General features: G+C 38.6%; 20 protein-coding genes and 1 pseudogene. 8 read left to right on the top strand and 13 right to left on the bottom strand.

Annotated features, from left to right (window positions below):
* Positions 1-249: 249 nt before the first annotated feature.
* On the bottom strand, positions 250-801 hold the full coding sequence (locus tag ACJ9PY_RS22330; RefSeq protein ID WP_411739040.1) for a DUF421 domain-containing protein: 552 nt from the start codon (positions 799-801) through the stop codon (positions 250-252).
* A 253-nt stretch (positions 802-1,054) separates the two neighbouring features.
* Entirely contained in the window at positions 1,055-2,050 is a 996-nt protein-coding gene (locus ACJ9PY_RS22325) for a zinc-dependent alcohol dehydrogenase family protein (RefSeq protein ID WP_411739039.1), read from the bottom strand.
* A 347-nt stretch (positions 2,051-2,397) separates the two neighbouring features.
* Between ACJ9PY_RS22325 and ACJ9PY_RS22320 the strand changes: the two genes are divergently transcribed.
* A complete protein-coding gene (locus ACJ9PY_RS22320; RefSeq protein ID WP_411739038.1) occupies positions 2,398-2,877 on the top strand; it encodes a GNAT family N-acetyltransferase in 480 nt (159 codons plus the stop codon).
* 80 nt (positions 2,878-2,957) lie between these two features.
* On the opposite strand, the gene nhaC is transcribed toward ACJ9PY_RS22320, so the two are convergent.
* The 3 genes from nhaC to ACJ9PY_RS22305 all read right to left on the bottom strand — a co-directional run bounded on the left by nhaC (position 2,958) and on the right by ACJ9PY_RS22305 (position 7,270).
* A complete protein-coding gene (nhaC, locus tag ACJ9PY_RS22315; protein WP_264639498.1) occupies positions 2,958-4,409 on the bottom strand; it encodes a Na+/H+ antiporter NhaC in 1,452 nt (483 codons plus the stop codon).
* A gap of 49 nt (positions 4,410-4,458) precedes the next feature.
* On the bottom strand, positions 4,459-5,625 hold the full coding sequence (locus ACJ9PY_RS22310; RefSeq protein ID WP_096340455.1) for an alanine dehydrogenase: 1,167 nt from the start codon (positions 5,623-5,625) through the stop codon (positions 4,459-4,461).
* A 235-nt stretch (positions 5,626-5,860) separates the two neighbouring features.
* A complete protein-coding gene (locus ACJ9PY_RS22305; protein WP_283929349.1) occupies positions 5,861-7,270 on the bottom strand; it encodes a sigma-54 interaction domain-containing protein in 1,410 nt (469 codons plus the stop codon).
* 170 nt (positions 7,271-7,440) lie between these two features.
* Here ACJ9PY_RS22305 and ACJ9PY_RS22300 point away from each other — a divergent pair, with 170 nt between their 5' ends.
* The 5 genes from ACJ9PY_RS22300 to ACJ9PY_RS22280 all read left to right on the top strand — a co-directional run bounded on the left by ACJ9PY_RS22300 (position 7,441) and on the right by ACJ9PY_RS22280 (position 10,306).
* The gene (locus ACJ9PY_RS22300; RefSeq protein ID WP_411739037.1) at positions 7,441-7,902 is read left to right on the top strand and encodes a GNAT family N-acetyltransferase; all 462 of its coding nucleotides are present in this window, start codon (positions 7,441-7,443) and stop codon (positions 7,900-7,902) included.
* A gap of 5 nt (positions 7,903-7,907) precedes the next feature.
* Positions 7,908-8,438, top strand: a complete 531-nt coding sequence (locus ACJ9PY_RS22295) for a PepSY-associated TM helix domain-containing protein (RefSeq protein WP_191929433.1) — start codon at positions 7,908-7,910, stop codon at positions 8,436-8,438.
* A 14-nt stretch (positions 8,439-8,452) separates the two neighbouring features.
* Positions 8,453-8,875 carry a FosM family fosfomycin resistance protein gene (fosM, locus tag ACJ9PY_RS22290; RefSeq protein ID WP_072273601.1) on the top strand — a complete coding sequence of 141 codons (423 nt, stop codon included), beginning with the start codon at positions 8,453-8,455 and terminating at the stop codon, positions 8,873-8,875.
* A gap of 36 nt (positions 8,876-8,911) precedes the next feature.
* A complete protein-coding gene (locus tag ACJ9PY_RS22285) occupies positions 8,912-9,604 on the top strand; it encodes an aspartate/glutamate racemase family protein (RefSeq protein ID WP_411739036.1) in 693 nt (230 codons plus the stop codon).
* A 504-nt stretch (positions 9,605-10,108) separates the two neighbouring features.
* On the top strand, positions 10,109-10,306 hold the full coding sequence (locus tag ACJ9PY_RS22280) for a hypothetical protein (protein ID WP_063575108.1): 198 nt from the start codon (positions 10,109-10,111) through the stop codon (positions 10,304-10,306).
* 227 nt (positions 10,307-10,533) lie between these two features.
* On the opposite strand, the gene ACJ9PY_RS22275 is transcribed toward ACJ9PY_RS22280, so the two are convergent.
* The 4 genes from ACJ9PY_RS22275 to ACJ9PY_RS22260 form a co-directional block, all read right to left on the bottom strand.
* Positions 10,534-10,725, bottom strand: a complete 192-nt coding sequence (locus ACJ9PY_RS22275; RefSeq protein WP_101226107.1) for a hypothetical protein — start codon at positions 10,723-10,725, stop codon at positions 10,534-10,536.
* A gap of 92 nt (positions 10,726-10,817) precedes the next feature.
* Positions 10,818-11,765: an IS110 family transposase gene (locus ACJ9PY_RS22270; protein WP_231892157.1), complete on the bottom strand. Its 948-nt coding sequence runs from the start codon at positions 11,763-11,765 to the stop codon at positions 10,818-10,820.
* A 461-nt stretch (positions 11,766-12,226) separates the two neighbouring features.
* Complete coding sequence (locus ACJ9PY_RS22265) at positions 12,227-13,537, bottom strand: MFS transporter (RefSeq protein WP_411739035.1); 1,311 nt, start codon at positions 13,535-13,537, stop codon at positions 12,227-12,229.
* A 170-nt stretch (positions 13,538-13,707) separates the two neighbouring features.
* The gene (locus ACJ9PY_RS22260) at positions 13,708-14,472 is read right to left on the bottom strand and encodes an MBL fold metallo-hydrolase (protein WP_411739034.1); all 765 of its coding nucleotides are present in this window, start codon (positions 14,470-14,472) and stop codon (positions 13,708-13,710) included.
* Between the two features lie 132 nt (positions 14,473-14,604).
* Between ACJ9PY_RS22260 and ACJ9PY_RS22255 the strand changes: the two are divergent.
* Positions 14,605-15,012: pseudogene (locus ACJ9PY_RS22255) on the top strand (Lrp/AsnC family transcriptional regulator).
* 280 nt (positions 15,013-15,292) lie between these two features.
* On the opposite strand, the gene ACJ9PY_RS22250 reads toward ACJ9PY_RS22255, so the two are convergent.
* The 4 genes from ACJ9PY_RS22250 to ACJ9PY_RS22235 form a co-directional block, all read right to left on the bottom strand.
* Entirely contained in the window at positions 15,293-15,484 is a 192-nt protein-coding gene (locus tag ACJ9PY_RS22250; protein WP_101226107.1) for a hypothetical protein, read from the bottom strand.
* 92 nt (positions 15,485-15,576) lie between these two features.
* Positions 15,577-16,524 (bottom strand): IS110 family transposase, encoded by a 948-nt coding sequence (locus ACJ9PY_RS22245; protein WP_411738497.1) that lies wholly within the window; start codon positions 16,522-16,524, stop codon positions 15,577-15,579.
* A 465-nt stretch (positions 16,525-16,989) separates the two neighbouring features.
* A complete protein-coding gene (locus ACJ9PY_RS22240) occupies positions 16,990-17,811 on the bottom strand; it encodes an STAS domain-containing protein (protein ID WP_034304417.1) in 822 nt (273 codons plus the stop codon).
* Between the two features lie 376 nt (positions 17,812-18,187).
* On the bottom strand, positions 18,188-19,144 hold the full coding sequence (locus ACJ9PY_RS22235; RefSeq protein WP_411739033.1) for a patatin-like phospholipase family protein: 957 nt from the start codon (positions 19,142-19,144) through the stop codon (positions 18,188-18,190).
* A gap of 886 nt (positions 19,145-20,030) precedes the next feature.
* On the opposite strand from ACJ9PY_RS22235, the gene ACJ9PY_RS22230 reads away from it, so the two are divergent.
* The gene (locus tag ACJ9PY_RS22230) at positions 20,031-21,086 is read left to right on the top strand and encodes a collagen-like protein (protein ID WP_411739032.1); all 1,056 of its coding nucleotides are present in this window, start codon (positions 20,031-20,033) and stop codon (positions 21,084-21,086) included.
* The last annotated feature ends 65 nt before the right edge of the window (positions 21,087-21,151 follow it).

The raw sequence follows: 21,151 nt of genomic DNA, 5'->3' as shown, positions 1-21,151 counted from the left end.
TAATTTTCTGGAAGTAGAAAATATGCTTTGAATGAAGAACAAGAGGGGCGACCTGGCCTATTGTTTTTTTAAAAGCAGACGGTACAGCGGGAATCTTAGAGGTTTTCACTGTACCGTCTTTAATTAAGCGGTGTGAAAAATAAAAATCTTCAAGTTTTTTTGTGTATATGAGAGTTTTCTTTGGGATACGGCTGTATATAGAATCCATCCGTTTCTGACCATTCTCCATATAGGATATCCTCAATTTTTTTATAATTCCTCTTCTGAAGCCCTTCCAGAAGCCATTCTTTTGATTTTTATCACGGATCGAAGTTCTTCCTCTTTTATTTTGCCTTCTTCAATTACTAAGATAGAAGGTGCTTCATCCCTAGGATTGAGGTCAAACATATCTGGTGTGATGCTTCCCGCCTTAGAATGAAGCTTTACACTGATGTCCCCGCCAGGCTCAAGATATAAATCTCGCACTTCCCGGAGAGTGAACACCCCCTGTTTCCGCAGCATGGTTCGAACCTGTTCAATTTCCAGGTGATTTTTTTTCATTTGTTTTATATCCAATTCGCCATTACGAATAATCAAAGAAGGATGTCCTTTGAGCAATTTTTTCATGCGATTACTTTTTTGAGCGCAAATCTCAATGATATAAACGGAAATCCCCCAAAGGCAAATGGCAAATAGAATCTGCCAAATCGACACTTTTTCATCGTAAATGCCTTCTTCCAGAATGCCGCCTAATACTAAAGCGTAAATAAAATCAAAAGGGGTCACTTGAGACATTTCTTTTTTTCCAAGAAGTCTTGTCACTGCCAGGAGTCCACTTTATCACCTCACCTTTTTTCCCTTTCTCCCTTTTAACAATCATTTAAACCAAATTGCACCTGGTATTTATATCACACGGCAGAGTACCGTTTTCTGCAATTCTATTAAATAAGAATACCCAACATCAGAGGCGGTATTGTCTATTTAATAAAAGAAGACGGTACAGCGAGAATCTATAGAGATTTTCACCGTACCGCCTATTTTTAAATGAACATAAAGTTGTTAAAATGCCTATTCATTACCAATCATTTTTCAAAACAATTTTTCCTATCGCCTTGCCTGACTCCAAATACTCATGGGCTTTTGAGACTTCATCAAACGTAAACATGTTTTGATCCACAAGCGGGCGCAGCTTACCTTCCTCAACCACCTTGGCAACCTTCTTCAAAATCTCTCCATATTGCTTATGCATGTCCTTATTTAATATCTTCAACAACATAAAGGTAACATGGAGGGAAAGTCCCTTCGAATGCACTGGGGAGAGGTCATGAGTCGAACGGGCAGCAATGGCTGCCACCGTTCCATGTACCGCAGCCGCCTCAAAAGAGCGATCAAGGTTTTCTCCGCCTACCGTGTCAAACACAACGTCAAATCCTTTTCCGTCTGTATACTTTTGTACATAGTCGCGAACGCTTTCTTCTCGATAATTGATCGTTACATCTGCCCCAAGGCGCGTGCCAATCTCCAGCTTCTCTTGCGAAGAGGCAGTTGTATAGACTGTCGCGCCTTGCCATTTGGCTAGCTGAATGGCAATGTGGCCTACACCGCCGGTTGCTGCATGGATCAGTATATCTTGACCAGGGACTAGATGTGCCCGATTGAATAATGCTTCCCAAGCGGTAATGGCAACCAGTGGTAAAGCAGCGGCTTCTTCCATCGTCAAATTCTTCGGCGTGTGAGCAAGTAAATCAGCATCTGCAAGCATGAACTCTGCAAGTGCACCGCCAGTCCCTTTAAAACCACCTGCGCATCCAAACACTTCATCGCCAACTTTAAACTCAGTCACTCCTTCTCCCACTGCAGATACCAAACCTGCGACATCACCATGTAAAACGGCTGGAAACTCAGGGGCAACGGCTGGAACTGCACCAGCACGGACTTTCGTATCAATAGGATTTACACTTGAAGCCTTGACTTGAATAAGGACATGTCCAGGTTTTAATTCGGGTTTTGAAACCTCTTCAAGCTGAAATACGGATGGATCGCCAAAAGATTGAATGATTTGTGCTTTCACTTTAGTCACTCCTATTTATTTTTATGGGGAATTTCTCATTGCCTATGCCTATTAAGGATCTCAGGGAATAGGATGAAATGTAAGAATATTTAGTCTTTACTTGTAAAATCAATGATACTTTATCTACTATAAAATTAAAAGTTACGCACATTTTTTAAAGGGAATTTAAGAGAAGTCTCTTAAATCATTAAAATATAATATGATTAAGGGCTATCAAGGTATTTGGCGAAGTTTCAGTAATATGTGGAATTGTAATTTTATCGTATGAAAAGTTAATGAACTAACGGGGTATGTTAATTATTGAATGAATTCGTGAAAAAGGCTTTAATGATCAAAGGGGGAGAAGGATGGAAATTCGTTCAGTGAAAGGGTCAGATTACTATTCCATATCGCCACTAATCAATGAATGGTGGGGAGGAAGGCAAATGTCTGATATGCTACCGAAATTATTCTTTGATCATTTTACAAATACAAGTTTCATAGCCGAAAAGGAAGGGAGCATAGTCGGTTTCCTAATAGGGATTCTATCTCAATCTCAGCCTGATGAGGCATATATTCACTTTGTCGGAGTTCATCCTGAATACAGAAAAAATGATATCGGAAGACAGTTATATAATCAATTTTTCGATGTCGTTTATCAAAATGGCCGCAATGTTGTCCGTTGTGTAACGTCTCCAGTCAACAAATCTTCAATCGCCTATCATACCAAGATGGGATTTGAAATGGAAGAGGGAGATACATTCATTGATGGTGTTTCAGTCCACTCTGACTATGACGGACATAATCAAGATAGAGTTTTATTCGTGAAACAGTTAACAATGAACTAAGGTCGACCAGTAAAAATCCGGTCGACCTTTTTCTTATAGAATCCACTAAGGCAGGACTGGACTGTCAGCTAAAGCGGGTTTTATTCATTGCTAATCTTTTTGTGCATAAACGTTTTTTCTTCTGGATTTTCTTTATCCTCATTCAAGTTTCCTTTTTCTTTAAATATGGCAAACCCTGTCATTGCATAAATTATGGCAAGAATAGGCGTTAAGACGGCTTGATAAGCATAAGGGAAAAAATCCAAAGTCGAGACTCCTAATACCCCTGATAAATAAATGGCTGTTAGCGACCAAGGAACGAGATAGGAAAACATGGTTCCGCCATCTTCTAATGTTCTGGAAAGAACGGTTAGCGATACGTTATGTTTTTTATAAGCGGATTTAAACATTTGACCAGGCAATATAATGGACATATACTGACTTGCTGTAAGCATATCTGTAATCAATCCTGAGAATAAGGTTGTTAAAACAAGACTTCGTGCACTTTTGATCGCATTCTTAATGCTGTCCAGAATAGCACTTACAATACCTGTTCTTTGTAAAATCTCTCCAAAACCGAGAATTAAAATTGAGAGAGTAACAGTCGGCATCATGTTTGCTATACCGCCTCTATTAAGAAGGTTGTCGACTTGTTCCACCCCGGTTTGTATTTGGAATCCTTTAGATAATGCGGTGAAAATGGTGTTTATATCATAATTTGTTTGAATTAAAGCAGCAGCGATCACCCCGCTTAAGGCTGATATTAACAAGGCAATTAATGGAGGAACTTTCTTGGCAGCTAATAAAATCGTTAAAACCGGTACAAGCAGCAAAAAGGGACTGATCACAAAGTGTTTAGACAATGTATCTGTAATTAAATCTATTTTGGTCACATCCAAAGAATTATGGGAAAACCTCATTCCTTGAATTCCATACAAGATAGTACTGATGACCAGTATTGGGAGAACGGAATAAAGCATGGACCGAATATGGCTCGTGAGTTCAACACCCGTAACAGCGACCGCCAAGTTTGTAGTGTCGGCAAATGGCGAGATTTTATTTCCAAATATGGCCCCTGACACAACCATGCCTGCTGTTAATGCAGGTGGTATTCCCATTCCATAGCCGATGCCCATAAATGCGACTCCAAGTGTTCCGGCTGATGCATAAGCGCTGCCGATAAAAAAGGAAGTAACACATAATATCAGAAAACCTGATACTAAAAACACGGTAGGGGACAATAATTTTAGCCCATAAAAAATAATGGAGGGAACTATTCCCGAAACAATCCAGGAACCTATAACCATTCCTACACTCATTAAAATCAACACGACTAGCAATGATTTCTTACAGCCATCAACAAAATACTCTTGCAGATCCTTGCCTTTAAATCCCTGGGTTAATAGAACGAGAGAAATGGCGATGGTTGCGACAATAAATACTATATCAGTAGGCAGTTTCAAAATGCCGTTGCCGATTGATAAAACCGTTATTAATACAAGAATAGTAAGCAATGCCACCTTGAGTGTAACCTTTTTTTCAACTTCATTCATGGATTTTTCTCCCCCCTTAACACTTCTTTCTTTTTATATAGTCGATGGGCTAACTCAGTTTCATCGGTAATTTTGTAGTTGTGGCATTAGGTACAATATCGAGATCATCGCAATCCGTTAAACCCAATGCATCTTCCGGCAATGTAAATTCCCTGCCTTGAACAACACACGTTTCTTCATGTGTAAGAATTCCTTTATATACGGTTAAGCTTCTTCTTAAGTACCCGTCTTTCCTACACGCCTCCGCTACACCGTTGTTCGCGATGGATCGGATATGTGGCAACACGGATGCAGCATAGGCTTTAGAAGTAGTATGAGGTGCAGCTCCAGGTATATTATCCACTCCGTAATGAATGACACCATCTAACACATAAGTAGGGTTTGCATGTGTTGTCGGTTTATAGGTTTCAATTGCCCCGCCTACATCTGCACTGATGTCTACAATCACTGAACCTTTTTTCATGATTTTTAACATATCTCTAGTAATTAAATGGTCTTTTCTATGTTTTGGCCATTTTACACAATTGATGACTAAGTCTATATCCTGAAGGACTTTCTTAATGCTTTGTTGATTGGAGATCATTGTGTTTACATTTTTGGGGAAAATTTCTTGGCAATGCCTTAATGCACCTATATTAATATCCATAAGGGTAACGTCTGCACCTAAGGCGGAAACAATTTCCGTAGCTGCTTTTCCAACAATCCCAGCTCCAAGGACCAAGACATTCGCTCCAGATGCGCCGCCAACTCCGCATATAAGCTGTCCGTTTCCTCCATTTATACTAAGCAAATGATGAGCTCCCATTAAAGCACCTAATTTGCCTGCAACTTCACAATTCGGGGAACCGTATCTATGGGAATCTTCTGCCGTAAGTGCAATCACTTTTTTCTTAATTAATAAGTCCACTTCTTCTCTGTTTGAAGCCGGATGGAGGCAGGCGAAGATCATTTGATTTTCCCTTAACAGCTCATATTCTTCAGGTGAAATTTCTTTAACTTTCACAACAAAGTCAGCTTCCTTATATATTTCGTCCATGGTCAGTCTGATTTGTGCGCCTGCTTCAATATAATCTTCATCAGTGAAGCCAGCCTTCAAACCGGCTTCTGTCTCAATTAACACGCAATGCCCATCTCCAACTAACTCAGCAGTTTCTATTGGCGTAAAAACAACGCGATCTTCTCCGGCTTTGATTTCCTTTGGCATACCAATTTTCATAACTAAACCCCTTCTTCCTATTTTTTTATAGAGAGGAAATGCTTTTTGTTACATCTGTAAACTTAGCAAGAAGCATGCCAAGGGAACTCATCATTTTCCGCTGTTTTATGTAGGAAAATAAGAGTTTCCCGTTATGAAAATAGTGATTTCAAATATTGAAAATGATTAAATTGTTAATATTTAAGCGATAGATGTTATTTTTTGGGCACTTTCTACATCGTTTATTTATCAATTGTTAGCTTTTGGGCACTATTTCGTACAATCTGATCTTATTTTGCAGAGTCTGTCTTGGGATTTCGAGTAATTTAGCTGCTTGTGATACGTTGTTTTTTGTTTTATTGATCGCTTTTTCGATCATTATCTTTTCCAATCTGGCAACAGCATCTTTTAATGGTTCAATCTGAAACTCTTCTTCACTATGTTTAATGAAATTTTTCACACGGTCTTCAATATCTTTCATTTGAAGTGTATCTTCCCATTCATCTATTTGATTGATCGCAAATTCAACTATATGTTCCAACTCCCGAACATTCCCTGGCCAGTTGTACCTTAAGAGAAAATCATATACCTCTTTCGATACGTTGGTAATATTTTTGTGCAGAAGCACATTATATTTAGAGATGAAGAAATCCAATAAAGGCTTAATATCATTTATCCGTTCACGTAATGGCGGAATGTTGAGCGTCATTACACATAATCTGTAATATAAATCAAGCCGCATATCTTTATCCTTTACACAATCTTCAGGGCGTTTATTGGACGCGGTGATTATTCTTACATCAACTTTTCTAATATTTCTATCTCCCAATCTTCGAATATATCCGTCCTGCAGCACTCTCAATAACTTGGACTGGAGATGAATGGGCATTGAGTTGATCTCATCCAGGAAAATAGTTCCTCCTTCTGCGATTTCAAATAAACCTGGATTATTTTCCGCTCCTGTAAAACTTCCTTTTATTGTACCGAACAAAATACTTTCAATTAGTGCTTCCGGAATGGCAGCACAGTTTTGCGCAATGAAAGGCTTCTCTGCACGATTACTGGCATTATGCAGTGATTGGGCGAATAATTCTTTTCCTGTTCCTGTTTCACCATATATAAAGACGGGTGAGCTTCCTTTAGCAGTTTTTTCGGTTAAACGCTTTAAATTCTTCATTTGTTCATTATCTGTAATAATATCTTTTAGTGTAAATTTTGCCCGTTCCGGCCGAATGCTTTCCAGTAATCGTTTATCACCTCTAAACATTTCCGAATTTATCTCGATTGCATTATTTGAAATTGAATCTTCTTTACTTCTTTCTTTCGATAATTCAATTGCTCCGATAATTTTCCCATGGGCCCTGATTGGTAAAGAAATATTTGTGGTTTCAATTTTTCGTCCCATGAAATCAACAATTTCTTGCTTGCCTTTAAAAATTGGGCGGCCTGTTTTCAGTGAATTTAATAATGTACTCGATTTTTCATTTAACGAAGGAAATACAGTAAATAAGCTTTCTCCTAATATTTCCTCCCGTTCACGAATTTCAGAGTGAAATATAGGATTAAATTTGATTGTAAATAAGATTGTCCCTTTATTATCTATAATGGTAATGCCATCAATGTATTTCAGTTGATTTAAAACCTCGTAATTATCTAATCTGCTCATTGTATTCCCCTCCGTGATATTGTAGTTGACTAGTATTGTTGGTGATTTTCTTCTTCTTCTTAGGCACCTCTTCTTTTATGGTCCTATAGGGACAGGATAGTTCAACAAGGATAAGATATAATTTGGATTAATATACTAAATTTTAAGAAAAATAGAAAGGAAGCATGAAAATGACGGAAATGATACCACTGACATCGGAGAATTTGGAGCTATGCATCGAACTCTACATGAACGTTTTTAATCGTGAACCATGGAATGAAAGATGGACCTATGAAACGGCTAAAGAGAGACTTTCCGACTTATTGCATACACCTAAATTTCTTGGGTTTTTATTTCATATTGATCATAAACCAGTTGGTTTCATTGCTGGAAATAGTAAAGTGTCTGATCAAGGTTTAACGTATTATTTGGCAGAACTTTGTGTGAATAATCAAATGCAAGGCAAAGGGCATGGCTCAAAAATGCTTCGAGCTTTGGAAGCTGAACTGCAGAAGAGAGAGATTAAAAGTCTATATCTATTAACGGCCAATGACGGGCTTGCAGAAGCATTTTATCTGAAAAATGATTATGTTGTAAACGAAGATAGGGTGGTCATGAAGAAAAATTTTTTGAAAACTAGTCAAGGGACGTGATGGAATTGTCGAAATCTGTAAAGTTGTATCAATTAAGCCGAAAAGTACATAAATGGACTGGATTGGTTTTATCCATTTTTTTCATGTTCATTGCAGTCACGGGCCTCGTGCTTGTTTATATGATTCCACTCGGAGTGGCTGATGAGCTCAGGACGGGGAAAGAGGCAAGTCCAGATCAAGCGATACCCATGGAGAAAGTCGTGTCCATTGCTGTGTCTCAGGATCTACCAGGTGCGGATTCGGTTGAAGATATATTTAGAATTGAATATAGGCCAAGTGCAAATGTGTACCAGGTTCGCTTTAATAACGGTCAAGGTGTTCAAATGGATGTGAGTACGGGAAAAGTGTTATCCACAAATCCAGATTACTCGACGTTCCTCATTACCTTGCATGATGGAACCTTCTTTGGTGATTGGTATAGATACAGTATCCTCACACTGACGGGTTTATCCTTAATCCTGCTGTCATTTTCCGGGTATTACATGTTCGGGTATCCTCTCTATAAGCGTCTAATGGCGAATAAGAGGAAATCTTAATATGAGGTGGTAATGTGTCCATAAAAGGTTTGAATCACTTTTTATTTTCAGTTTCTGATTTAGACAGTTCCATAGAATTTTATCAAAAGGTTTTTGATGCGAAATTATTAGTTAAGGGTCGAACCACAGCCTATTTTGATTTGAATGGAATGTGGATTGCCCTGAATGAAGAAAAAGATATTCCCCGTAATGAAATAAGCCAATCATACACACATATCGCCTTTTCCATAGAAGAAGCCGACTTCATGAACATGTACGAGAAACTGATCGGATTGAATGTAAACATCCTGTCAGGACGTCCAAGAGATGAAAAAGATAAGAAATCCATTTATTTCACTGATCCAGATGGTCATAAGTTTGAGTTTCATACAGGGACTTTACAAAATAGAATAGATTACTACAAACAAGAAAAAGCCCATATGGAGTTTTTCGACTGATAAGTAAGCCATCTTCAAATGAAAAGGGGAATGTTCATGAAAACTATTGGCCTTATTGGCGGCATGAGCTGGGAGTCATCGTTGGAATATTATCGAATCATCAATGAAGAGGTAAAAGCCAAATTAGGAGGATTGCATTCAGCCAAATGCATTTTATATAGCGTGGACTTTGAGGAAATCGAACGCTGCCAAGCTGAAGGGGATTGGGAAAGCTCCGGCAAATTATTAGGCGATGCAGCTCTGTCTTTGGAAAAGGCAGGTGCCGAAATGATTCTAATTTGTACAAATACGATGCATAAAGTGATTGGATATATTGAAGGGAAAGTCAGTTTACCGATTTTGCACATTGCTGATTCAACGGCAAAACAAATTCAAAAGTCCAAAATCAGTACGGTTGGTTTACTTGGCACTAAATATACGATGGAGCAAGACTTTTATAAAACACGAATTGAGACTAATGGTATCAAGGTCCTGATACCAAATGAAGAGGATAGAAGAGTCATCAATAAAGTGATTTATGAAGAATTATGTTTAGGTGAAATTCAACAATCATCAAGGGTTTATTACAAAAAGGTTATCAAGGGGTTAGTTGATGATGGAGCGGAAGGAATAATACTAGGCTGCACAGAAATTGGATTACTAGTAAAACCCGAGGATTCCGAAGTGCCATTATTCGATACAGCTGTCATACATGCCATCGAATCCGTTAATATGGCATTGGAAAAATGAAGTGATCACATTGTGCTTTAAAAAGGAAGGTTGCTGCGGCGGCCTTTTTTTGTGGAGATGAGGGGAAGGGTAATTCAGGTAATAAAGAGCCAAATAAATGGAATTATGTGTTAATATTTTACTAGAAGATATGGGACTCGAATTTAAAGGGAGATAAAGGTGAGAAATGTAATATATATATGTATAACCATTTTAATTTGGATCTTATCAGGAACTTTTTTGTTCATCCATAGTAAGGGTCTGTTGAATGTTAGTCCTTGGGGGATGCACACTTTTGAAAATATAACGATACAAATAGCGGTTATTCTATTACCGGTTATTGGACTATTTTTGTCAATTCCTATTAAGAAGAGAGTCATAAAGTACGTAATGATTTTAGGGGTGTTTAATGAATATTTATTATCTCTCCATTCCATGTATCTTTGCTTGGATACATTACTTTCAGGTCATTTGATACAGTAAAACACTTTTGAATTTATATTTCAGTAAAGGAGACGATGGGATTTGCTTAAGATTGATACAGTTTTTTCATATGTTCTTCTCGGAGTAATAGTTTTTTATGCCTTGGAATGGTTAGCTGTTGGTTCAGGTTTCGGGGTACTTGTTGGCGGAAGTTTTGGTTTACTTTTATATATAGCTAATCATTTTAGTAAAAATCAAAAAACAATGGGCAATGCGGAAGAACCAGATGACAAGCAATAAATATTAATATCCTAGGCTAACGGGTGCTTTACATTAATAAAAGGGTTGCTGTGACAGCTCTTTTTTGTATGAAAACACAATAGTAAAAAAGCCATGCTAAAATAAACCCTCCATATTCTCATTTTTTTTGTATGAAAACACAATAGTAAAAAAGCCATGCTAAAATAAACCCTCCATATTCTCATTTTTTTGATGGGGGTAAATGTACTATGTCGTTATTTAACTGGTTATGCAGTTTGTTGTTCAGATGGAGCGATTGTATAGCCTTTCTTTTTTAGGTATTCGATCATTTTTAATTCTTTGTTATTTTGTTTTTCTTCAAGGTAATTTGAGCCTAGTTCATGATAAGGTTCTCCTGTTTTTAAGATGTTGTAAGTAATCGTTAATAGTAAATGGGCAGATGCGATTCGTCCCTTCATTTTCCCCTGTCGTTTAGTAATCCTTTTTCGATGTGAAGCAATTCGATTATTTTGCCTTGATGTTGCTAATACACATTCTACGGCCATTGTTTTTAAAGCTTTATTTCCTTGTGTGGTTTTACTCGTTTTTTTTTACCAGCACTTTCGTAATTTCCAGGACTCACACCAGCCCAAGAGGCAAGATGTTTAGCTGACTTAAATACGGACATATCAACACCCATCTCCGCAATAAAAGTGGCTGCGGCAGCTTTGTTCACACCAGGTATACCATCCAATAATTCTACTTCCTTACGATAGGGGGACAGGAGTTGATCGATTTGTTTTTCCAATTCTTCTATGGTTTGTTCTAAATAACCCATATGATCCCAATGGTAACGCAACATATCACGATGATGACGGCGAATACGACCATTAATTGCACTGGCAATGTCAGTTATACTTGCTTTTGTTCGCCAATCCACCATTTTTCGAAGACCATCGGTCTCTATTTTTTCACCATTTAGAATCGCTTCAAGGATACGACGTCCCGATAAACCAAAAATGTCTGATAGAACGGATGTTAGCTTGATATTAGCATCTTGAAGGATTTTGTGAATGCGATTCTGCTCTGATGTGCGATGATGAATCAATTTTTTTCGATAACGAGTAAGATCTCGTAAATCACGAATATCCTCTGGTGGGACAAAATTGTTTTCAATAAGTCCGCATCTTAGAAGCTTGGCAAGCCATTCGGCATCTTTCACATCAGTTTTACGCCCTGGAACATTTTTGACATGTCTGGCATTGGCAAGAACAAGGTGAAAAGAACCTTCGAGTATATTCCATATTGGTTTCCAGTAGACTCCGGTACTTTCCATCACAACATCGGATACCTGAAGGGTAGCGAGCCAATCACTTAAAGCCAAGAGTCCCGTTGTTGTAGTTGAAAAAGTTTCAATAGAGGTCTTTGGCTTTTTATCTAATGGACCAAATAATACACAGGCTACTACTGTTTCTTGGTGTACATCTAGGCCAGCACACCGTTCAATCATTGCTTCCATAGGAGAAATCACCTCAAAAAAGATTAACAATACATATGACAGGAGATTTGTTACAAAAATTTTTGTATACGTACTAGCAGTACACTAAATGGTTCTTCCATACTGTCACAACCAGTTTCTTATACAGGGTATCTTCCTTAAGATCCACCAAAAAAAGTTCAGCCTGGTTGTATTGTTATTTTCCATTATTGTCAAGGGGTTAATGGGTTAGACTCTATTTTGAATTTAGATTTTCGTAGTAGATGGTGGCGGCGGAGCGCCGCCATAGGAGTTTCTTATGGAACTAGCGGGGCGGGTTAGTTGAACAAGAGATTCCATAAAACCTCATTTTCTTATACAGCTCCTGGGCTTCTTTAGAAGCTTGTTTTTTATAAGTTACCTTCCTATATGAATAAAGGCAGCTTTCAGTTTTTTACTGAAAGCTGCCTTGTTAATATTTTATATCTACATTAGTCTAACTATCATAGCTCTTTGCTTGGACTTTTCCGAGACCAAACAACTACAGGAATAAGCACTAGTGACAGAATGGCTCCAGAAAGTGATAATGCTGCAAAACTAGAATGAGCGACTACCATTCCTGATACGCCCCCACCAGCAGCTCCTGACAGTGCAAATAGTACATCGACTGATCCTTGTGTTTTTGCACGTACAGATGGGTGCGTTGAATCTATAATGAGAGCAGTCCCGCTTATTAAACCAAAGTTCCAGCCCAAACCTAGCAGTACTAACGCAAGGGTAAGCAGTGGCATTGAACCTACGGGTGCAAAAGCTGCCACCAATCCTGAGGTTAGGAGTGTAGCACCAGAAGCAACAGCCATAGTAATACGGCCAAGCTTATCTACCAGTATACCTGTCAATGGTGAAGGAAGGTACATAGCTGCTATATGGAAACCTATAACTAATCCTACTTCTCCCAAACCATGACCATGATGTCCCATATGAATTGGTGTCATTGTCATAATGGCTGCCATGACAAATTGAGTCAAAATCATAATTAAAGCCCCTACAACAACACCCTTTTTGTTTATGGTAGCATTCTTTAAGTTTGTCCCTGTCTGTACGCTATCGCCTTTTTTCTTAGCATTCGCAATAGCTGTGGACACAACCAAAGGGTCTGGACGAAGTAAAATTAAGATAAATAATCCGGCAATAATAAAAGCAGCTGCTGACAAGATAAAGGGGCCAGCCAAGGTTGGAACACCAATTGAATCAGCAAATTCCCCCATTCTATTGACCAAGTTAGGACCAACAACAGCACCCAAGGTAGTGGAAACCATGGCCATGCTTGCAGCAGTTGCCCTTTGTTTATCTGTTGCAAGGTCTGTCCCTGCATATCGCGCTTGTAGATTAGACGCTGTACCAGCTCCATAAATAAAAAGAGAAATAAATAAAAGTGGGATGCTGTTGGTTAAGGCTGCAATTATAACACCAATAGCGCCTAACCCACCTGCAAGGAAACCACCTGCAAGTCCTGCTCTGCGGCCAAAACGTTGTGAAGACCGGCCTATAAGCAGGGCAGCTCCTGCAGAACCTATAGTAAATAGGGCAGTTGGAATTCCTGCCGCATTTTCAGTCCCTAGCATGTCTTGTGCAAGAAGCGCTCCTACTGTTATACCGGCTCCAAGTCCTGCTCCCCCAAAGATTTGTGAAAGAATCAAAATTCTTAATGTTTTTTTATAAAGGTGTATTTGTCTTTCTGGTGAATCAATATATTCTTGCAGCCATATAGGCTGGTGTGTTGAGGCATTTGTATCTTTTGCTGACATTGTCATGAACTTTACCTCCTAATGAAATATCCTTGTAGCTTTTCATGTTTGGATGTCATCCTTGGAACATTTCATATCGTCATTAGAAGAAGCTCATAATTAAATTTCGATAATTATGAGCTTCTTTTATTTCTTATTTTTAAATAGGAACGTGACACTATTTGTCGGTGTTCATATTAAAATTTGTAGGATTCACCATCTTCTGGTACTAACATTTTACTTGAGAATCCTTTTTCTTTACTAAAGCTTTTTAATTCTTCTCTAGATAGTGTCCAATGGTTAACAGCTTCCATATGAACAGAAATAACCTTAGCATTAGGAGCCGCCTTGTGTACTTCATAGATGTCTTCTTTTCCCATAATGAGAGAACCATATTCTATCAATTGATTATCTCCGCCATTGACAACAATTATATCTGGTTTATGGGTATCCAATTCTTCCTGTACACCTTCATACCAGACTGTATCACCAGCTACGTACAATGTTTTTTCACTTGGATGTTTAAAGACAACGCCACATACTTCCCCCATACGCTTTAATAGTTCTTCTCCTCTTCCATGCTCGCCTCTTGTTTTAACTAATTGGATGCCTTCAAAGACAGTGTCCTTTGTTAATACCTCTACATTGTGGAACCCGGTATTTTGGACTTCCTTTGCTTCTTCTTCATTTTGAACGAACATTTTAATATCTTTTCGTAATAGTCTTTGCGCTGCTTCGTCAAAATGGTCTAAATGTAAATGAGTCACAATGACTGCATCAACCCCACTAATAATATCGTCAGCAGAGGTTGGTAAACTCACTGAAGGATTGTTTTGATCTTGCCTAATCGTACCAGGGAAAGACGGGTACGCACCTTTCTCTGCTAACATAGGATCAATTAAAAACTTTTTATTTGCATATTCTACAACTATCGTTGCATTTCGAATTTGTGTAATCTTCATCTTTACAACTCCCTTTCTTTTCATGTGTTCCTTAACAGTGTTAAGTGTATAATATGAGCAGTATTCAAATACACAGATAAATTAAAGTGTTTTAGGCGTTTGACTTTATTTTTGAAAGGAGTTGACGTTCAGATGGATCAAACAGATAAGCGAATTATAGAGGAGTTATGTAGCAATAGCCGGATTACGATGAAAGAATTAGGGGAGAGAGTTTACTTAACAGGACCGGCAGCCGCAGCTAGAGTGGAGAAATTAGAGGACAATGGGGTTATTGAGGGTTATAGCATTAAAGTGAATCAAGCGAAATTAGGGTGCTTTACGTATGCCTTTATCAATATCTATATAGAGGGTACACATCATCAACCTTATCTCTCATTTATCCAAACAAAGGAGGGATATGTCATCAATAATTATAAAATCAGTGGAGATAGCTGTTATCTTTTGGAGTGAAGGTTTCCAAGTAATGAAGCGTTAAATCAATTTTTATTAGAGTTAAACAAATATGCAAACTATAAATTATCGATCGTTATAAGTAAATAGGGCATGAATAAACATGGATATTTGTGAATAGTCACATTTAAACTATAGGGGGCTTGAATTGAGGCTACGAAGGCAGCAGGGACACCTCTTTTTCTTATTCACAAGTTAGTATATGAAGAACTGTACTTAAACTAATGGGTGGTTTAGCTGAAGATCGGAGCTGTCTTTAAGGCAGCTTTTTTGTATGAAAACACAATAGTAAAAAAGCCATGCTAAAATAAACCCTCCATATTCTCATTTTTTTGATGGGGGTAAATGTACTATGTCGTTATTTAACTGGTTATGCAGTTTGTTGTTCAGATGGAGCGATTGTATAGCCTTTCTTTTTTAGGTATTCGATCATTTTTAATTCTTTGTTATTTTGTTTTTCTTCAAGGTAATTTGAGCCTAGTTCATGATAAGGTTCTCCTGTTTTTAAGATGTTGTAAGTAATTGTTAATAGTAAATGGGCAGATGCGATTCGTCCCTTCATTTTCCCCTGTCGTTTAGTAATCCTTTTTCGATGTGAAGCAATTCGATTATTTTGCCTTGATGTTGCTAATACACATTCTACGGCCATTGTTTTTAAAGCTTTATTTCCTTGTGTGGTTTTACTCGTTTTTTTTTACCAGCACTTTCGTAATTTCCAGGACTCACACCAGCCCAAGAGGCAAGATGTTTAGCTGACTTAAATACGGACATATCAACACCCATCTCCGCAATAAAAGTGGCTGCGGCAGCTTTGTTCACACCAGGTATACCATCCAATAATTCTACTTCCTTACGATAGGGGGACAGGAGTTGATCGATTTGTTTTTCCAATTCTTCTATGGTTTGTTCTAAATAACCCATATGATCCCAATGGTAACGCAACATATCACGATGATGACGGCGAATACGACCATTAATTGCACTGGCAATGTCAGTTATACTTGCTTTTGTTCGCCAATCCACCATTTTTCGAAGACCATCGGTCTCTATTTTTTCACCATTTAGAATCGCTTCAAGGATACGACGTCCCGATAAACCAAAAATGTCTGATAGAACGGATGTTAGCTTGATATTAGCATCTTGAAGGATTTTGTGAATGCGATTCTGCTCTGATGTGCGATGATGAATCAATTTTTTTCGATAACGAGTAAGATCTCGTAAATCACGAATATCCTCTGGTGGGACAAAATTGTTTTCAATAAGTCCGCATCTTAGAAGCTTGGCAAGCCATTCGGCATCTTTCACATCAGTTTTACGCCCTGGAACATTTTTGACATGTCTGGCATTGGCAAGAACAAGGTGAAAAGAACCTTCGAGTATATTCCATATTGGTTTCCAGTAGACTCCGGTACTTTCCATCACAACATCGGATACCTGAAGGGTAGCGAGCCAATCACTTAAAGCCAAGAGTCCTGTTGTTGTAGTGGAAAAAGTTTCAATAGAGGTCTTTGGCTTTTTATTTAATGGACCAAATAATACACAGGCTACTACTGTTTCTTGGTGTACATCTAGGCCAGCACACCGTTCAATCATTGCTTCCATAGGAGAAATCACCTCAAAAAAGATTAACAATACATATGACAGGAGATTTGTTACAAAAATTTTTGTATACGTACTAGCAGTACACTAAATGGTTCTTCCATACTGTCACAACCAGTTTCTTATACAGGGTATCTTCCTTAAGATCCACCAAAAAAAGTTCAGCCTGGTTGTATTGTTATTTTCCATTATTGTCAAGGGGTTAATGGGTTAGACTCTATTTTGAGTTTAGATTTTCGTAGTAGATGGTGGCGGCGAGGAGCGCCGCCATAGGAGTTTCTTATGGAACTATAGGACAGGTTAGTTGAAGAAGAAAACGAATTGATTGGTGTTGAATTAAATGCCTAACTATATTTTTTATACAAAGATGTAACTGCTAGGCAGGAAAAATATTTAGACAGTTGGTCAAAATATATTGAATAAGGAAAAAGAGTCGGCAAAGCGACCCTCCTCTAAGATTCTCCGTATTTAACATATTAAGTATTTATTCAACGCTTGTTGTAAAGTTCCTAATGTTTGTGCTTTTTCATTTAATCTCATTCCTAAGCGTATCATATTGCTAGCCACTTCAGCTCTTAACCCGGTAATCACAGTGGTACATCCCATTAATGAAGTGCCGTCAATAATCCTCATTAAATGATCAATTACCTCAGTCTCCATTTCCATAATTCCAGATAAGTCCATTATCAATGTTTGAATACGTAATTTTCCAATCTCTATTAAAACTTTTTCCTCTAGAATATTCGTTCGGTAAAGATCAACCGCACCAATTAAAGGCAAAATACATATAGTGGGTGTTATTGGGATTATTGGCACAGAAAGATTTTCGACCAATTCTCTTTGAGCCATTATCAATGAATCTTTGTATTGAGAATATGTGATAAAAAAAACATTTAAAAACCTGTCTACTTGATTATTTATTTGTTTTTCTACCGAAAAAAAATCTTCATTTATAACGTGATTCGTTACCTCGTTATATCCTTGTAGGAACTTCCATAAAGTTCTTCGAATGGCTTGCACCCACTCTAATTTGAAAGTTAATGGTATTTCGTGTGTCGCCCAAGCTATACCTTCTTGTTTAGCAAATGATTGAAGCTCTTGTTCTTCACCCTCAATAATGTATCGAACCAGCTTACGGGCATTATTTATCAGGTCAATATTACCGACCATTAATATTTCTTCAATTTTGTCTTTCACATTAGATGCTTCGTTTAATAATGAATCTTCAAAATCCTCGTTATTTTCTTCGATGAATTTCATTAATTTATATATATCAAGTGACAAATCCATAATTTAATCTCCTTTTTTAAAATATGCCAAATCATATATACCCTATTATTATAATTACTAAACCCATTTACACAAAAAACTTCTAATTTAAAGGAAAATGGATGATATTTATGTAAATTAAAATTGTGAAGATACTAACGGGTGCTTTACTTCAATAAGGAAGGTTGCTGAGGCAGCCTTTTTCGTATGGCACTAACGGGGCAGGTTGTTCGATTAAAGAAATGTACATTGGCATATTTTCCTTACATTAGTAGAGAGTTTAGTTGAAGAAGAACTGAATAAATAAAAACAGCCAGGTTCTGGCTGTTTTTATTGTAAAAAATCCGAATGCTTGAAATAAAAACCAAAATTCAATCAGATTTATGGGATAACTTTATTAATTCCAGTTTTTCTCTATAAATTGAACTGCAGGATTTAAATTTGTTTTGTTAGCAATTGAAATGAGAGCTGGAACCACAGAAGGGTCCGTTTTGGAGAAATTAGGGATCCGTGGATTTAACCGAAAAAAACGATCTCCTAGAAGCTGAGAACTGACCATGGATTCATAGTAACCGGATCCACTAGCGACAATCTGAAGAAATGGCAGTAAGGGTTCATTGGGAGATCGGTCCAAAAGAACTCCCCAATTTGGGGGAAGGTTCTTCATATTTTCGGGACGTATGTTATCTGCACTTACCATCCCCCATCCCTTCGTATCTCTTCTTAATCGAGTCGGCTCTTCACCTGTTCCAATGGATAATACCGCAATTTGATCCAACGGCTGTTTGGCCTTCCCCACCGCAAATGCGATACTGGCTGTACTGGGGTTGGTTGCTACTGTATACCCATCCACGTAGTTTTGATAGGCTCGTTGCGTCGCGGGAGCACCACTGCTCCGTAGTATTACATCACTCGCTTTCTCATTTAAATAGGGAGAGCCAGGAAAGTTGTGGAATAACACAGGAGTCCAACGATTCAGCTCCGGTGAGAATAAATGAAATGCAGGTACAACAATTCGTCTTTTTAAGTCTTTGAGGAGAAGATCTGATGGGAAAAATGTTTGTACCGCTTTAATGAAACCAGAATATGGCAATTGTTGGTTGAAAACAGGTCCACCTGGTCGAGAAACGCTGAAAGCCGGCAGGATTTTATCCTTAAAAAACTGGAGTGTCTCCTTCGGCGATCTTTCACTTGCTAACGCAAGGGCAGTGAATGAACCGATTGAATTTCCCGAAAAAACATTGGTTCGACTAATTAATTTTGGGTTTTGCCGAGCCAGTCTGTTCAAAAGTTGTAAACTTAAAGCACCTAAAGTGCCGCCTCCATCAAAGGACATGATCCGATATTTTGTCAAAGCTATTTCTCCTTTCTAATGTGGTCACAAATATCATTCAGTATATGTTTATTTTTCAGGAGCCGGATTATGTAGCTAAACATCCAAGGAAAGACTTCACCGAGTATATAAAAAACTACGACGAGGATAGAGGAGACTACGTTTGAGTGGCAGTACGGGCAAGCCAAACAGAATTATTATGCACGACTTTGTTTGTAATGGGTGATGAGAAAGACAGAAAGTACAACAAAAAAACTTGAAAGAAAATAAAAAATCCATACCGGTAGGCTACGGCTGCCTGTTCCGTCCTCAAACAGGTTCTTTTGCAATCTGTGCACAAAAGGTTATTGATTATTATTAAATATCTTGCGACCCCTCCAGATGGAGATCGTTTTTTCCAACAACAGGATTGTGAAGGATTACACTTAAACTAAAGGGTGCTTTAGCTGAAGATCGGAGCTTTCTTTAAGGCAGCTTTTTCTTGAGGAACTAACGGGGCAGGTTAGTTGCATAAGAAGACATTTACGGTTCCTTTTGCTAATTATCTTGTGTAGAGCTAGTACAATCAAAGGTTATGAAATGTAGTAAATACAACCAGGAATACTTCTAAAAATGGGTAAATAACCATTCCCTTTTGAACAGAGACACATACACTATTTTTGAAACAATTTGAGGAGGAGTTATAAATAGAAAGAAATTTTTGAAGCTTTGCCTAGAGTATGGGATATGTTGTTAACCATCCATCTTGGAAAATAGAAGCTAATACCGATGGTTCTTATAACCCATTAAGTAAAATTTTGCACTTAAACGCACAATAAAAGCTGCTATTGGGGTTTAAGTTCTACTGAAGTGGAAAAAGATTAAATTCACTAGTAACGAATAATTTAATAAGAAAGGAGTTTGTAATATGGATAACCCACAACAAAGAAACAACCACAATTCATCTAAGCTTAGGAAACAACAAATATACTCGAAACCACATATCAACTTGGAACCGCAAAGAATAAAGAACTCATTAAGCTGCTTTGATAAACGATTACCACCGGAGCAATGCGATTTTTTTCCTTTTGATTGTGATTGTCCTCCGGGACCAGCGGGACCAGCGGGACAAGCGGGACCGGCAGGACCAGCGGGACCAGCAGGACCAGCGGGACCAGCAGGACCAGCTGGAGGACCAGCAGGACCAGCGGGACCAGCAGGACCTACAGGTGCAACAGGACCAACAGGGCCGCCAGGAATTCCAGGATCCACAGGAGCACAGGGGCCAGCTGGAATAGCAGGGCCAACAGGTGCAACAGGACCAACAGGGCCACAAGGAATTCAAGGAATTCCAGGGCCAGCAGGGGGATCAGGGGGACCACAGGGGCCACAAGGAATTCCAGGACCTGAAGGACCAACAGGGCCAACAGGACCACAAGGGGTTCCGGGGTTAACAGGGCCACAAGGAATTCCAGGACCTCCAGGACCAGCAGGAGCTACAGGTCCACAAGGAGCTACAGGACCAGCTGGGCCACAAGGAGCTACAGGACCAGCTGGATCAGTATTAGATTTTGCGGATTTTTATGCGTTGATGCCTGGTGATAATGCAACAACAGTTGGAGGCGGTCAAGATGTAGATTTTCCGCAAAATGGACCTACTAGTTCGGGTGGTATTGTCCGGGCTACTGTCGATTCATTTACTTTGTCTGCTATTGGCATTTATCAGGTCTTTTTTCAGGTGAGTGTGAGCGAACCGGGCCAACTGATTTTAACTCTCAATGGCATTGACCTACCCTATACGGTGGTCGGGCGAGCAACCGGTTCTTCTCAGATAGTAGGAATGGCTCTTGTGCAAACGTCAGTCATCAATTCAATACTGACTGTACGAAATCCTGCTGGAAATTCCCCGGCACTCACCATCACTCCTCTTGCTGGTGGAACAAGGGCTGTTTCAGCACACCTTGTTATCACGCGACTCCGCTAGATGGGGAAAATAGAATGACCTGCTCTATACCGAACCAAGGTGTAGACTGGTTTGGTAGTATCTTT

The sequence above is a fragment of the Peribacillus sp. S4 genome (assembly GCF_046715815.1).
Classification (GTDB): Bacteria; Bacillota; Bacilli; order Bacillales; family DSM-1321; genus Peribacillus; species Peribacillus frigoritolerans.
The sequence above is the reverse complement of the archived record's forward strand: the minus strand, read 5'-3'. Positions and strand labels throughout refer to the sequence as shown.

Excerpts from the sequence above, each read along its gene's own strand:
- ACJ9PY_RS22265 (WP_411739035.1), bottom strand. The coding sequence starts at position 13,537 with ATGACAATGTCAGCAAAAGATACAAATGCCTCAACACACCAGCCTATA.
- ACJ9PY_RS22285 (WP_411739036.1), top strand. The coding sequence starts at position 8,912 with ATGAAAACTATTGGCCTTATTGGCGGCATGAGCTGGGAGTCATCGTTG.
- ACJ9PY_RS22250 (WP_101226107.1), bottom strand. The coding sequence starts at position 15,484 with ATGAAGGGACGAATCGCATCTGCCCATTTACTATTAACAATTACTTAC.
- ACJ9PY_RS22245 (WP_411738497.1), bottom strand. The coding sequence starts at position 16,524 with ATGGAAGCAATGATTGAACGGTGTGCTGGCCTAGATGTACACCAAGAA.
- nhaC (WP_264639498.1), bottom strand. The coding sequence starts at position 4,409 with ATGAATGAAGTTGAAAAAAAGGTTACACTCAAGGTGGCATTGCTTACT.
- ACJ9PY_RS22320 (WP_411739038.1), top strand. The coding sequence starts at position 2,398 with ATGGAAATTCGTTCAGTGAAAGGGTCAGATTACTATTCCATATCGCCA.
- ACJ9PY_RS22260 (WP_411739034.1), bottom strand. The coding sequence starts at position 14,472 with ATGAAGATTACACAAATTCGAAATGCAACGATAGTTGTAGAATATGCA.
- ACJ9PY_RS22240 (WP_034304417.1), bottom strand. The coding sequence starts at position 17,811 with ATGGATTTGTCACTTGATATATATAAATTAATGAAATTCATCGAAGAA.
- ACJ9PY_RS22230 (WP_411739032.1), top strand. The coding sequence starts at position 20,031 with ATGGATAACCCACAACAAAGAAACAACCACAATTCATCTAAGCTTAGG.
- ACJ9PY_RS22305 (WP_283929349.1), bottom strand. The coding sequence starts at position 7,270 with ATGAGCAGATTAGATAATTACGAGGTTTTAAATCAACTGAAATACATT.
- ACJ9PY_RS22300 (WP_411739037.1), top strand. The coding sequence starts at position 7,441 with ATGACGGAAATGATACCACTGACATCGGAGAATTTGGAGCTATGCATC.
- ACJ9PY_RS22310 (WP_096340455.1), bottom strand. The coding sequence starts at position 5,625 with ATGAAAATTGGTATGCCAAAGGAAATCAAAGCCGGAGAAGATCGCGTT.
- ACJ9PY_RS22275 (WP_101226107.1), bottom strand. The coding sequence starts at position 10,725 with ATGAAGGGACGAATCGCATCTGCCCATTTACTATTAACGATTACTTAC.
- ACJ9PY_RS22270 (WP_231892157.1), bottom strand. The coding sequence starts at position 11,765 with ATGGAAGCAATGATTGAACGGTGTGCTGGCCTAGATGTACACCAAGAA.